Raw genomic sequence first — 12547 nt, forward strand, 5'->3', positions numbered from 1 at the left:
ACCCTACCCCGCCGGTCACAAGCGGCCGTCCTCCAGCCGCACCGACCGGTCCATGCGGGCGGCGAGGTCGAGGTTGTGCGTCGCGATGAGGGCAGCGAGGCCGGTGGAGCGGACGAGGTCCATCAGCGCCCCGAACACGCGGTCGGAGGTGGCGGGGTCGAGGTTGCCGGTGGGCTCGTCGGCGAGCAGCAGGCGCGGCCGGTTGGCGAGGGCGCGGCAGAAGGCCACGCGCTGCTGCTCGCCCCCCGACAGCGCCGCCGGGCGGTGCGTCGCGCGGGCGCCGACGCCGACGCTCTCGAGCAACTCGCGCGCCCGCGCCTCCGCCTCGGCGGGATCGACGCCGTTGGCGAGCTGGGGCAGCACCACGTTCTCGGCGGCGCTGAACTCGGGGAGCAGGTGGTGGAACTGGTAGATGAACCCCACCTGCCGCCGCCGCGCCATGGTGCGGCGGCGGTCGCCGAGCCGCGTCATGTCCTCGCCGCCGAGCCAGACCTCGCCCGCATCCGGCGTGTCGAGCAGGCCCGCGATGTGCAGCAGCGTCGACTTGCCCGCCCCCGACGGCGCGACCAGCGCCACCACCTCGCCGGCGCCGATCTCGAGATCGACGCCCGACAGCACCCGCACCTCGCTCGGCAGGCCGTGGTTGTAGCCCTTGCTCACTCCGCTCAGACGCAGCTCACTCATAGCGCAGCGCCTCGACCGGGTTCATCCGCGCCGCGCGGCGGGCGGGAAACAGCGTCACGATCCAGCTGAGCGCGAGGCTCAGGGAGACGGCGGAGAGCACGTCGCCGAACTCGAGCCTGGCGGGCAGCGCGTAGATGCCCCGGATCGACGGATCCCACACGCCGCCGCCGGCGACGTAGTTCACGAAGCTGAAGATCTGGTCGACGTAGATGGCGAAGAGGCAGCCGAGCACCACGCCGACGACGGTGCCGACCGTCCCGATCCCCGCGCCGCACAGGAAGAACACCCGCAGCACCGCCCCCTCGGTCAGCCCCACGGTGCGCAGGATGCCGATGTCGCGGCCCTTGTTCTTCACCAGCATGATGAGGCCGGAGATGATGTTCATGCTCGCGATCAGCACGAGGATCGACAGGATGACGAACATCACGTTGTCCTCCACCGTGAGCGCCCGCAGGTAGGCACCCTCGTTGTCCTTCCAGCTGTAGAGCAGAGAGCCCGGCTCGAGCTGCGCGTAGACCGGCGAGATCCACTGCTCCACGTTGTCGGGGTCGGTGACGAAGACCTCGATCTCGTCCACCGCGTCGCCGCGGTTGAAGAAGTCCTGCGCCTTTTCGAGCGGCATGTAGACGCGAACGACGTCGGTGGCGTAGCGGCCGGTCTGGAAGATGTAGACCACGTCGAAGCTCGCCCGGCGCGGGCTGCGCCCGACCGCCGTCTGCACCCCGGCGGCGGTGGTCAGGGTGATGCGCTCGCCGACGGAGACGCCGAGCGCGCGCGCCACCCCCGAGCCGAGCGCCACGCCGCTCTCGCCGCCGAAGTCGGCGAGCCGGCCCGACGACTGCTCCGGCGCGCGGATCAGCGGGACGTCGGCGAGCTCCTCGGGCGAGATGCCATAGATCTGAACGAAGGTGGCCTCCTCGCCCCGGCTCGCCAGCCCCTCCCCGCGCACCACCGAGTTGGCCCGCTCCACGCCCTCGAGCGCGGCGAGACGGGCGGCCAGGTCGGGGTAGTCGGAGATCGTGTCGACCCAGCGGGTGACGTCGACGCTCTGGTCGCCCTGGGTGACGGTCACCGTCTCCTGGGTCTGCTGGCGCACCGCGAGGTGGGCATTGGCACCGACGATGGTGTCGACGAATTCCTGCCGGAAGCCCGAGCGCACCGCCAGCGTGGCGATCAGCGCGAACACGGCGAGGCTGATGCCCACGAGGCTGATCCAGGTCATCACCGAGACACCGCCCTCGGCGCGCCGGGCGCGGATGTAGCGCCAGGCGATCTTCCACTCGAAGGGGGCGAAGGGGCGCGGGGTCTGGGCCATGTCTGCTCTCGATGGACGGGTCGGCCCTACCTGTCCGCTCGCGGCCTCGTGGTCAAGCGGCGGCGGCTTCACGGTTGGCGGCGGCGCGAGCGGCCCGTAAGGTACGCGGGCGAGGCCGCCCCGGGAGGGGGCGGCCGATAACAATCCGCTCGGAGACAACCGTGACAAAGTTCTACAACAGGGATGACATCCACCCCGCGGCACGCATGCACGCCGCCGAGGTCGCCGCCGGCAAGCTGAGCCGGCGCGAGTTCCTCACGCGCGCCACGTCGCTCGGCGTGACCGCCGCCGGCGCCTACGGGATGATCGGGCTGACGATGCCGACCCCCGCCCGCGCGCAGGCCGCCGAGGGCGGTGTCATCCGCATCCAGCAGGACGTGCGCCCGCTGAAGGACCCGCCGACGTTCGACTGGCCGCAGGTCGGCAACATCGCGCGCGGCTGGCTCGAGTTCCTCGTCCAGTACAACGCCGACGGCACTTTCGAGGGCCGCCTGCTGGAGAGCTGGGATGTCAACGAGGATGCCACCGAGTACACGCTCCACCTGCGCCCGGGCGTGCAGTGGAACAACGGCGAGCCCTTCACCGCCGCCGACGTCGCCTACAACTTCGCCCGGTGGTGCGATTCCACCATGGAGGGCAACTCCATGGCCTCGCGCATGGGCGCGATCCAGAACGAGGCCGGCGACGGCCCCGCCGAGGGCGCCATCGAGGTGGTCGACGACCAGACCCTGAAGCTGCATCTGCAGCGGCCCGACATCTCGATCATCGCCACCGTGTCCGACTATCCCTCCGCCATCGTGCCCGAAGGCTTCACCGGCAACCCCGCCGACAACCCGGTCGGCACCGGCCCCTACCGTCTCGCCGAGTTCGAGGTCGGCGTGCGCGCGGTCCTCGAGAAGAACACCGATCACCAATGGTGGGGCGAAGGCGCCGCGCTCGACCGGATCGAATTCGTTGATTACGGCCAGGACGGCGCGGCCCACGTCGCCGCCGCCGAGGCCGGCGAGATCGACATGACCTACGAGACGGTCGGCGAATTCGTCGAGATCTTCCAGGCGATCGGCTGGGAGCAGTCGGAATCGGTCTCCGCCAACACGCTGGTGCTGCGGACCAACCAGGAGGCCGAGGTCGACGGCATGAAGCCCTATGCCGACGTCCGCGTGCGCCGCGCGCTGGCGCTGGCCTGCGACAACAACGTGCTGCTCGAACTCGGCTACGCCGGGCGCGGCACCGTCGCCGAGAACCACCATGTCTGCCCGGTCCATCCCGAGTACGCCGACATCGGCATGCCGGAATTCGACCCCGAGAAGGCGATGGCGCTGATGGAAGAGGCCGGCATGGCCGACTTCGTGCACGAGCTGATCTCCATCGACGACGACTGGCGGCGCAACACCTCCGACGCGCTCGCCGCCCAGCTGCGCGACGCGGGGATGCAGGTCGAGCGGACCATCTACCCGGGCTCCACCTTCTGGAACGACTGGGCCAAGTACCCGTTCTCCTCGACCGACTGGGGCCACCGCCCGCTCGGCGTCCAGAACCTCGCCCTCGCCTACAAGACCGGCGTGGCCTGGAACGAGACGGCCTACGCCAACCCGGTGTTCGACGAGATGCTCAACGAGGCCTCCGCCATCGCCGACGCCGACGCCCGGCGCCAGGTCATGGCCGAGATCGAGCAGCTCCTGCGCGACGACGGCGTGATCATCCAGCCCTACTGGCGCTCGCTGTTCCGCCACGCCCGCCCCGGCGTGATCGGCGCCGAAAGCCACCCGATCAACGAGATCCACCTGCACAAGCTGGCGCTCGAAGGCTGATCCCGTGTCCCGGCCCCTCGGGGCCGGGACACCCGTCGCGGATTTAGAGGCCTTTCGGACCTCACGAGTGTCACTGCAGGGTGCGCAATGAATGCGCACCCTACGGGTGGAACGTCCCCCAGATCTCTGTCCTGAAAATATCCCCGCCGGAGGCGGCGCGCCGGTGCAGCCGCCGCCCCCGTCGGATCAGAAGTGCTTGCCGTCCGACGCGTAGGTCTCGTGCCGCTCGCCCGCCGCTTCGGCAGCCGCGCGCCCCTTGCCGGCCCAGAGCAGGCCCCGGCGCAGCATCTCGCGCGCCGGGCCCGAGGAAATCGTCGCCGCCTGGTGGCCGAGCGCGTTGTAGTAGACGCGGCCCAGGCCCCAGCGGCGGGTCCAGGCCTGGGGGACGTCGACCTCGCCGTTGGCCGAGTGGTACCAGGTGGTCGTCGGAAACCGGGTGGTGGCGAGGACGTGGTTCGCCGGGTCGGTGTGCAGGTAGTATTGCTCGCTGACGACCTCGAAGTCGTCGATCCCCTCGTTGAGCTCGTGATCGCGGTCGGTGATCTCGACCGTGTAGCGCACGCCGTCGCCGCCCGGGTGGGCGACCCAGTTCGCGCCGGTCATGAACTGCCACAGCACTTCGGAGCGGAACGCGTCGCACATGCCGCCGTGGCAGCCGGCGAGGCCGGTGCCGCGCGAGACGGCCTCGGAGACGTTCTCGGCGCGCTCGCGGGTCAGCTCGGACATGGTCCAGACGGGAACGATCAGGTCGAGCGCGCGCAGGGCGTCGGCGTCGTCGAAGCAGTCGAGCGTGTCGGTGACCTCGACCTCGTAGCCTTCCGGCTCCAGCATCTCGCGGAACAGCGCGGCGACCTTGTCGGGCTGGTGCCCCTCCCAGCCGCCCCAGGTGATAAGTGCCTTGCTCGTCATGGTATCCTCCTCGATTCCGGCGCGACCCTAGGGGCCAGCCCGGGGGAGGTCCAGCGGGTGCGGCTCAGAAGTGCGGGCGGCGCAGCGGCGGCTCGACGCGCCCCTCGTGGGGCGCCGTCAGCGGCGGCTCGGTCCGCCCGGGCGCGGCGGCGGGGCGCGGCGCGAGGCGGCGGGGCCGGCGCAGGGGGCGCAGCAGGAGCGCCAGCAGCCCGCCGACGAGCGACCAGCCGGCGAGGTAGCCCGCCCCGGCGGCCAGCGCGCCCGGCAGGGATAGCGGCAAGGCCGGGACGAAGTTTTCCCACGTGCCCGCGACGGTCTCCGGATCGCCCAGGCGGTGCGGCATCAGCATCCGCTCGACCGGCGAGGCGGCGGCGAGGGCGGCGTAGCTGTCGCTCAGCGCCTCGTAGCGGCGGAAGGTGCGGGTCATGTCGGCGCGGCGGTCGTCGAGGAACGCCGTGCCCGTCATCTGCGCCAGCGCCGCCTCGCGCGTCAGGCCCGAACGCGCGGCGGTGGCGTCGAAATCGGCGGCGACGGTCTCGAGCGCGTCGATCTGCCCCGCGAGCCGCTGGGTGTACTGGGTGGTGAACTCGGGATATTGCGACAGCGCCATCGCCCCGGCGACGCCGCCCGCCATCGCCAGCGTGCGAATGAGAAAGCTCAGCATGTTGCGGCCCCTGCTCCGCGCCATTCTTGCGGGCGCGAGGGGCACTCTAGCAAAACCGGCGCCTTCGGGCAAAGGCGCCGGATCGTCGCGTCAGATCCAGGTGTGGAAGCTGCGCTTGCCCATCGGCTCGGGCATGGGCCGGCCGACATGGGCGTGGTGCGGCGCGTAGATCTCGCAGAGCCGGTCGGTCAGCGCGTCGGGCGCGATCTCCTCGCTGTCGCCGGTGCGGCGCGAGGTGAGCTCGACCACGCCGTTCTTGAGCCCGCGCGGCCCCACGGTGACGCGCCACGGCAAGCCGATCAGGTCCATCGTCGCGAACTTGGCCCCTGCCCGCTCGTCGCGGTCGTCGTAGAGCACCTCGAGCCCGCAGGCGGTGAGTTGGTCGTAGATCTTCTGGCAGGCGGCATCGGCGTCGCCGTCGCCGGTCTTGAGGTTGACGAGGCCGACATGGAACGGCGTGACGCCCTCCGGCCAGACGATGCCCTTGTCGTCGTGGTTGGCCTCGATCAGCGCGCCGACGAGGCGGCTGACGCCGATCCCGTGGCTGCCCATGTGGACCGGCACCGGCTTGCCGTCCGGACCCTGCACCGTCGCGCCCATGGGCTCGGAGTACTTGGTGCCGAAGTAGAAGATCTGCCCCACCTCGATGCCGCGCGCCGAGCGGCGGCGCGCCTCGGGCACCTCGGCGAAGAGCGCCTCGTCGTGGGTCTCGTCGGTGCGGGCGTAGCGCGAGGTGAACTCCGCCATTACCGCCTCGCACTGGGCGCGGTCGTCGTAATCGATCTCGCGCTCGCCGAAGCGCAGGTCGGTGATCTCGCTATCGTAGAAGACCTCGCTCTCGCCGGTCTCGGCCAGCACGAGGAACTCGTGCGTGTCGTCGCCGCCGATGGGGCCGGAATCGGCGCGCATCGGGATCGCCTGCAGGCCCATCCGCTCGTAGGTGCGCAGGTAGCTGACGAGGTGGCGGTTGTAGGCGTGGAGCGCGTCTTCCTTGGTCAGGTCGAAATTGTAGCCGTCCTTCATCAGGAACTCGCGCCCGCGCATGACGCCGAAGCGCGGGCGGACCTCGTCGCGGAACTTCCACTGGATGTGGTAGAGCGTCAGCGGCAGGTCCTTGTAGCTTGCCACGTGGCTGCGGAAGATGTCGGTGATCATCTCCTCGTTGGTCGGCCCGTAGAGCATGTCGCGGTCGTGGCGGTCGCGGATGCGCAGCATCTCGGGGCCGTAGGCGTCGTAGCGGCCCGACTCGCGCCAGAGCTCGGCCGTCTGCAGCGTCGGCATCAGCACCGGGTGGTGGCCGGCGCGCTGCTGTTCCTCGTGAACGATGCGCTCGATCTTCTTGAGCACCCGGTAGCCGAGCGGCAGCCATGAATAGATGCCGGCCCCCGCCTGCTTGATCATGCCCGCGCGCAGCATCAGCCGGTGGCTGGCGATCTGCGCCTCGGCGGGCGTCTCCTTGAGCACGGGAAGGAAGTAGCGGCTGAGGCGCATGGGGAGCCCTTTGGCTGACGGAAATTGCCCGGCAGTCCTAGGCGAGCCGGCCGGTGCAGGCAAGCGTCGCGCAGTTTGGGCGGCAAGGTGCAGGCCGGGCTTCAGCCCGGCCCCGGGGTGCCGTGCGGGGGAGCCGGGCTGAAGCCCGGCCTACAGCCCCTACAGCGGCGTGCCGGTGAAGCTCAGGTTATGCCGCTCGCCGCTCTCGACGATGGCGGCCATGTCCTCGGGAATGCGGCAGCCCTTCTCGGCCATCTCCATGAAGAACTGCTCGAAGCCGCCCGGCGTGAGGATCACGAGGTGGCGGCAGGGCGCGTCGTCGCTGACGCGGAACGTGTGCTCGCGCCCGCGCGGCACGAACAGCGCCTCGCCCGCCCCGCAGGTGCCGGTCTCGCCCTCCATCCACCACTCGAGCGTGCCGGTGAGCACGACGAACACCTCGTCCTCGGCGTGGTGCACGTGGCGCGGCGGGCCGGAGCCGGCGGGGCTGACCGAATCGACGATGCTCATCACGCCGCTGGTCGAGTCGTTGGTCAGGATCGTCTTGTACTGGGTGCCGTTCCACGTGGCGGCATCTTCGAGCACATCTTTCATGGCGCTTCTCCCTGATTGATGCACATCAGGATAGGCCGGTCGGATTTCACTGTTAAACGCATAAGCGATATGGGTGATATTGATGCCATGAATTTGGCCGGCTTCGATCTGAACCTGCTCAAGGTGCTGGACGCCCTCCTGCGCGAGCGCTCGACGACCCGCGCGGCGGCGCGGGTGGGCCTGTCGCAGCCGGCGGTGTCGGCGGCGCTGGGCCGGCTGCGGGCGGCGCTCGGGGACGAACTGTTCCTCCGCCGGGGCCAGGGGCTGGTGGCGACGGACTTCGCCCGCGCGCTCGAGGCGCCGCTGCGCGAGACGCTCGACCGGCTGGAGGACCTGCTCGCCGCGCCGCAGGAATTCGACCCGGCCACCGCCAAACGGACCTTCCGCCTCGCCGGGATCGACTTCTTCGCCGAGATGCTCATGCCGCAGCTGGCCGCGCGCCTCGCCGCCGCCGCGCCGGGCGTGCGCATCCAGCTGCTCAACCTCGTGCCGCGCGAGTACGAGGCGACGCTCGAGCGCTACGAGGCCGACGTCGCGCTGTTCCCGCTCACCGGCTCGCCCGAGTGGGCCGAGCACCGGCTGCTGTTCCGCTCGCCCTTCGTGCTGGCGGCGGCCGCCGGCAACCCGCGCCTCGCCCACCTCGCCGAGGGCGACACGGTGCCGCTCGACCTGTTCTGCGACCTCGGCCACATCCTGTTCTCGCTCGACGGCAACCTGCGCGCGATGGGCGACGACGCGCTGGCGGCGGTGGGGCGGCAGCGGCGGGTGGTGATGTCGATGGCCTCGTTCCCGGGCATCCTGCGCGCGGTGGCAGGCAGCGAGGCGGTGTCGCTGGTGCCGGTCCAGCTGGCGCGCAAGCTGCAGGGCGAGATGGGGCTGCGCTGCTTCGCGCTGCCGATGCCACTCGAGCCGCCGGTGATCGGGATGATGTGGCACCGCCGCTCGTCGGCGACACCGGCGCACGCGTGGCTGCGCGAGCAGATCGTGGAGCTGATGACGCCGCTGAACGCAGGCTTGGCGCCCCTGTAGGCCGGGCTTCAGCCCGGCCCCGCGCAGCATCCGGACCGCCGCCGCCCGTGCGCGGTCACGGTTCGTCTTGCCCTGCCTCGCATCTGCGGCGAAACAGGGGGGAGCGAAGGAGACAGCATGGCCCTACCCGTTTCGACACAGGCCCGGTACTGGGGCATCGCCGCCCTGGTCTTCGCCGTGGTGCTCTGGTTCCTGGGCGACGCGCTGACGCCGTTCCTGCTGGGCGGCGCCTTCGCCTACATCCTCGATCCGGTCGCCGACCGGCTCGAGCGGCTGGGGATGCGGCGGCTGTTCGCGGTGATCACCATCACCGTCCTCGCCATCCTCGTCTTCGTGCTGCTGGTGCTGCTCGTGGTGCCGACGCTGGTGCGCCAGCTGACGCAGCTGATCGAGACCGCGCCGGAGCTGTTCATCCGCCTGCGCGACTGGCTCGCCGCGCGCTTCCCCGACCTGGTGGACGAAGGCTCGACGATCCGCCAGCAGCTCGCCTCCATCGGCGAAACCATCGCCGCGCGGGGCGGCGAAATGCTGAGCGCCGCGCTGAGCTCGGCGCTGAGCTTCGTCAACGTGCTGGTGCTGCTGGTGATCGTGCCGGTGGTGACCTTCTACCTGCTGCTCGACTGGGACCGCATGGTCGCGCGGATCGACACGCTGCTGCCGCGCGAGCACGCCCCCACCATCCGCCGCCTCGCCAGCGAGATCGACGAGACGCTGTCGTCGTTCATCCGCGGGCAGGGGCTGGTGATGCTGATCCAGGGCACGTTCTACGCCGTGTCGCTGATGCTGGTGGGGCTGCAGTTCGGGGTCGTCGTCGGGGCCTTCGCGGGGCTGGTGACGTTCATCCCCTACGTCGGCGCCATCGTCGGCGGCGCGCTGGCGATCGGGCTGGCGCTGTTCCAGTTCTGGGGCGAGTGGCACATGATCGCGCTGGTGGCGGCGATCTTCTTCGGCGGCCAGTTCCTCGAGGGCAACATCCTGACGCCGCTGCTGGTGGGCGACAGCGTCGGGCTGCACCCGGTCTGGCTGCTGCTGGCGCTGGCCATCTTCGGGGCGATCTTCGGCTTCGTCGGCCTGCTCGTGGCGGTGCCGGTGGCGGCGATGCTCGGCGTGCTGACCCGCTTCGCGACCGCGCAATACATGCGCTCCACCCTCTATCTCGGCTCCGACGAGCCGGCCGTGGGCGAGTGATATGGGGCGCCAGCTCTCCTTCGAGTGGCCCCACGAGGTCACCTTCGGCGAAGATTCCTACTACGTCTCCGAGGCCAACGGCACCGCCTACGCGATGGTCACCCGGCCCGGCGACTGGCCGGAGGGCAAGCTCGTCCTCGCCGGCCCGCAGGGTTCGGGCAAGACCCACCTCGCCCGCCTGTTCGCCGCGCGCACCGGCGCGCTGATCCTCGACGCGCCGGCCCTGGCGGGCACCGAGCCGCTGCCCGAGACGGGCGACGTGGTGCTCGAAGACGCCGACCGGCTGCCGCGGCAGGCCGAGGAGTGGGTATTCCACCTCCACAACAGCCTCGCCGCCGCCGGGGGCGCGCTGCTGTTCACCGCCGCCGCGCCGCCGACGCGCTGGGCGGTGGCGCTGCCCGACCTCGTCAGCCGGCTGCAGGCGGCGACGGTGGTGAAGATCGGCGATCCCGACGACGCGCTGCTCGCGGCGGTGCTGCGCAAGATCCTGCGCGACCGCCAACTCGCCTACGCCGACGGCCTGATCCCGTGGCTCGTGCCGCGCATGACCCGCTCCTTCGCCGCCGCCCGCCGCACCATCGACGTGCTCGAGGCGGCCGCGCTGGGCCGGGGCAAGCGGCTGACGATCAACCTCGCCCGCGAAGTCCTTCAGATGGATGCCGACGATGCCTGACACCGCCCGGTCCGACGCCACCCCCCTTGCCGACTTCCTCAACAGCCCGTTCCCCGAGCCGGTCGCCGTGGCCGGCGACTACAGCGGCCCGGCGCGCTTCCACAACCGCGAGCTGTCGTGGCTCGGCTTCAACTGGCGGGTGCTCGAGGAGGCCGAGAACCCGCGCGTGCCGCTGCTCGAGCGGCTGCGCTTCCTGTCGATCTCGGCGAGCAATCTCGACGAATTCTACACCGTGCGCGTCGCCGGCCTGCGCGAGCTGGCGCTGACCGGCAACACGACGCCCGCGATGGACGGGCTGAGCCCGCTCGAGCAGCTGGCGCTGATCGACAGCGACGCGCGCGCGCTGATGGCGCGCCAGCAGGCGGTGCTGCTCGATCTGCGCGCCGAGATGGAGGCGGCGGGGCTCGCCATCCTGACCCGCGACCAGCTCTCCGACGCCGACCGCGCCTACCTGCGCGAGGTCTTCATGGCGCGTGTCTTCCCGGTGCTGACCCCGCTCGCGGTCGATCCGGCGCACCCGTTCCCGTTCATCCCCTCCGAGGGCTTCGCGCTGGCGCTCCAGCTCGAGCGGCGCAGCGACAAGCGCGCCCTGCGCGCGCTGCTGCCGGTGCCGCACCAGATCGACCGGTTCGTCAGCCTGCCCGCGGAGAGCGGCCACCGTTTCCTGCCGCTCGAGGACCTGCTGCTGCTCGAGATCACCAGCCTGTTCCCGGGCTACAAGCTCACCGGCCACTGCGCCTTCCGGGTGCTGCGCGACAGCGATCTCGAGGTCGAGGAGGAGGCCGAGGACCTGGTGCGCGAGTTCGAGGTGGCGCTCAAACGGCGGCGGCGCGGCGAGGTGGTGCGCATGAAGATCTCGACCGGCGCGCCGGCCGGCCTGCGCAAGATCATCATGGACCAGCTGCCGGTGCGCGAGGAGGAGGTGGTCGAGGTCGACGGGCTCGTCGGCATCGGCGCGCTGCGCGAGCTGGTGCTGGAGAGCCGCCCCGACCTGCTCTGGCCGCCCTTCACGCCGCGGGTGCCCGAGCGGGTGCAGGACCACGACGGCGACATGTTCGCCGCGATCCGCCAGAAGGACATGCTGCTGCACCACCCCTACGAGACCTTCGACATGGTGATCCGCTTCCTGCAGCAGGCGGCACGCGATCCGGACGTGGTGGCGATCAAGCAGACGCTCTACCGCACCTCGCGCAACTCGCCCGTGGTCGACGCGCTCTGCGAGGCCGCCGAGGAAGGCAAGTCGGTGACTGCGCTGGTCGAGCTAAAGGCGCGCTTCGACGAGGCCGCCAACATCCGCCAGTCGCGCCGGCTGGAGCGATCGGGCGCGCACGTGGTCTACGGCTTCATCAACTACAAGACCCACGCCAAGATCAGTACCGTGGTCCGCCGCGAGGGCGACCGGCTGGTGACCTACACCCATTTCGGCACCGGCAACTACCACCCGATCACCGCGCGCTTCTACACCGACCTGAGCTTCTTCACCTGCGACGACAAGCTCGGCCGCGACGCCACCAAGGTGTTCAACTACATCGGCGGCTACGCCCAGCCCGCCGACCTCGAGAACCTGCACATCTCGCCCGAGGGGATGAAGCCGTTCCTGCTCGAGATGATCGCCCGGGAGTGCGAGCACGCCCGCGCCGGGCGCAAGGGCGCGATCTGGGCCAAGCTGAACTCGCTGGTCGAGGCCGACGTGATCGACGCGCTCTACGCCGCGTCGCAGGCGGGGGTCGAGATCAGCCTCGTGATCCGGGGGATCTGCGGCCTCAAGCCGGGGATCACGGGGCTGAGCGAGAACATCCGGGTGAAGTCCATCGTCGGGCGCTACCTCGAACATTCCCGCATCGTCTGCTTCGGCGACGGCCACGGCCTGCCGTCGCGCAAGGCGCGGGTGTTCCTGTCGTCGGCCGACTGGATGAGCCGCAACCTCAACCGCCGGGTCGAGACGCTGGTCGAGGCGACGAACCCGACGGTGAAGGCGCAGATCACCGACCAGATCATGGCCGCCAACATGGCCGACACCGCCGGCAGCTGGGTCATGGGCCCCGACGGACACTTCCGCCGGCCGCCGATCCCCGAGGGCGCGTTCGCCTTCAACTGCCACCGGTTCTTCATGGAGAACCCGTCGCTCTCGGGCCGGGGATCGGCCGGGGCCGCCGACGTGCCCCACCTCACCCACCGCGACGACTGAC

The 12547-nt window shown here is 70.7% G+C and carries 11 protein-coding genes; 5 read left to right on the forward strand and 6 right to left on the reverse strand.

Annotated elements, in window-relative coordinates:
- Positions 1-15 precede the first annotated feature (15 nt).
- Positions 16-684, reverse strand: a complete 669-nt coding sequence (locus OG2516_RS02660; protein WP_007254064.1) for an ABC transporter ATP-binding protein — start codon at positions 682-684, stop codon at positions 16-18.
- On the reverse strand, positions 677-1999 hold the full coding sequence (locus OG2516_RS02665) for an ABC transporter permease (RefSeq protein WP_007254065.1): 1323 nt from the start codon (positions 1997-1999) through the stop codon (positions 677-679). The genes OG2516_RS02660 and OG2516_RS02665 overlap by 8 nt, the downstream gene beginning before the upstream one ends.
- Positions 2000-2205: 206 nt before the next feature.
- Here OG2516_RS02665 and OG2516_RS02670 point away from each other — a divergent pair, with 206 nt between their 5' ends.
- Positions 2206-3810: an ABC transporter substrate-binding protein gene (locus OG2516_RS02670; protein WP_007254066.1), complete on the forward strand. Its 1605-nt coding sequence runs from the start codon at positions 2206-2208 to the stop codon at positions 3808-3810.
- 186 nt (positions 3811-3996) lie between these two features.
- Here the strand turns inward: OG2516_RS02670 and OG2516_RS02675 are convergent, their stop codons facing one another.
- From OG2516_RS02675 to OG2516_RS02690, 4 genes are all read right to left on the reverse strand, one after another.
- Positions 3997-4719, reverse strand: a complete 723-nt coding sequence (locus tag OG2516_RS02675) for a ThuA domain-containing protein (RefSeq protein ID WP_007254067.1) — start codon at positions 4717-4719, stop codon at positions 3997-3999.
- 64 nt (positions 4720-4783) lie between these two features.
- Complete coding sequence (locus tag OG2516_RS02680) at positions 4784-5383, reverse strand: DUF2937 family protein (protein WP_007254068.1); 600 nt, start codon at positions 5381-5383, stop codon at positions 4784-4786.
- 90 nt (positions 5384-5473) lie between these two features.
- Positions 5474-6874, reverse strand: a complete 1401-nt coding sequence (gene proS / locus OG2516_RS02685; RefSeq protein ID WP_007254069.1) for a proline--tRNA ligase — start codon at positions 6872-6874, stop codon at positions 5474-5476.
- A gap of 159 nt (positions 6875-7033) precedes the next feature.
- Positions 7034-7468 carry a cupin domain-containing protein gene (locus tag OG2516_RS02690; RefSeq protein ID WP_007254070.1) on the reverse strand — a complete coding sequence of 145 codons (435 nt, stop codon included), beginning with the start codon at positions 7466-7468 and terminating at the stop codon, positions 7034-7036.
- 87 nt (positions 7469-7555) lie between these two features.
- Here OG2516_RS02690 and OG2516_RS02695 point away from each other — a divergent pair, with 87 nt between their 5' ends.
- The 4 genes from OG2516_RS02695 to OG2516_RS02710 all read left to right on the forward strand — a co-directional run bounded on the left by OG2516_RS02695 (position 7556) and on the right by OG2516_RS02710 (position 12546).
- Positions 7556-8497, forward strand: coding sequence for a LysR family transcriptional regulator (locus OG2516_RS02695; RefSeq protein WP_007254071.1), 942 nt, complete (start codon positions 7556-7558; stop codon positions 8495-8497).
- A 117-nt stretch (positions 8498-8614) separates the two neighbouring features.
- Positions 8615-9685 carry an AI-2E family transporter gene (locus OG2516_RS02700; protein ID WP_007254072.1) on the forward strand — a complete coding sequence of 357 codons (1071 nt, stop codon included), beginning with the start codon at positions 8615-8617 and terminating at the stop codon, positions 9683-9685.
- Position 9686: 1 nt separating this feature from the next.
- A complete protein-coding gene (locus OG2516_RS02705; protein ID WP_007254073.1) occupies positions 9687-10358 on the forward strand; it encodes a P-loop NTPase family protein in 672 nt (223 codons plus the stop codon).
- Entirely contained in the window at positions 10351-12546 is a 2196-nt protein-coding gene (locus OG2516_RS02710; protein ID WP_007254074.1) for an RNA degradosome polyphosphate kinase, read from the forward strand. The genes OG2516_RS02705 and OG2516_RS02710 overlap by 8 nt, the downstream gene beginning before the upstream one ends.
- Position 12547: the final 1 nt, after the last annotated feature.

Origin of the sequence: Oceanicola granulosus HTCC2516 (genome assembly GCF_000153305.1) — a bacterium.
In the GTDB taxonomy this organism is placed as follows: domain Bacteria; phylum Pseudomonadota; class Alphaproteobacteria; order Rhodobacterales; family Rhodobacteraceae; genus Oceanicola; species Oceanicola granulosus.

What these genes read in the sequence shown, in the direction of transcription:
- OG2516_RS02680 (WP_007254068.1), bottom strand. Translation starts at nt 5,383, where the DNA reads ATGCTGAGCTTTCTCATTCGCACGCTGGCGATGGCGGGCGGCGTCGCC.
- OG2516_RS02705 (WP_007254073.1), top strand. Translation starts at nt 9,687, where the DNA reads ATGGGGCGCCAGCTCTCCTTCGAGTGGCCCCACGAGGTCACCTTCGGC.
- OG2516_RS02665 (WP_007254065.1), bottom strand. Translation starts at nt 1,999, where the DNA reads ATGGCCCAGACCCCGCGCCCCTTCGCCCCCTTCGAGTGGAAGATCGCC.
- OG2516_RS02670 (WP_007254066.1), top strand. Translation starts at nt 2,206, where the DNA reads ATGCACGCCGCCGAGGTCGCCGCCGGCAAGCTGAGCCGGCGCGAGTTC.
- OG2516_RS02690 (WP_007254070.1), bottom strand. Translation starts at nt 7,468, where the DNA reads ATGAAAGATGTGCTCGAAGATGCCGCCACGTGGAACGGCACCCAGTAC.
- OG2516_RS02700 (WP_007254072.1), top strand. Translation starts at nt 8,615, where the DNA reads ATGGCCCTACCCGTTTCGACACAGGCCCGGTACTGGGGCATCGCCGCC.
- OG2516_RS02660 (WP_007254064.1), bottom strand. Translation starts at nt 684, where the DNA reads ATGAGTGAGCTGCGTCTGAGCGGAGTGAGCAAGGGCTACAACCACGGC.
- OG2516_RS02675 (WP_007254067.1), bottom strand. Translation starts at nt 4,719, where the DNA reads ATGACGAGCAAGGCACTTATCACCTGGGGCGGCTGGGAGGGGCACCAG.
- OG2516_RS02695 (WP_007254071.1), top strand. Translation starts at nt 7,556, where the DNA reads ATGAATTTGGCCGGCTTCGATCTGAACCTGCTCAAGGTGCTGGACGCC.
- proS (WP_007254069.1), bottom strand. Translation starts at nt 6,874, where the DNA reads ATGCGCCTCAGCCGCTACTTCCTTCCCGTGCTCAAGGAGACGCCCGCC.
- OG2516_RS02710 (WP_007254074.1), top strand. Translation starts at nt 10,351, where the DNA reads ATGCCTGACACCGCCCGGTCCGACGCCACCCCCCTTGCCGACTTCCTC.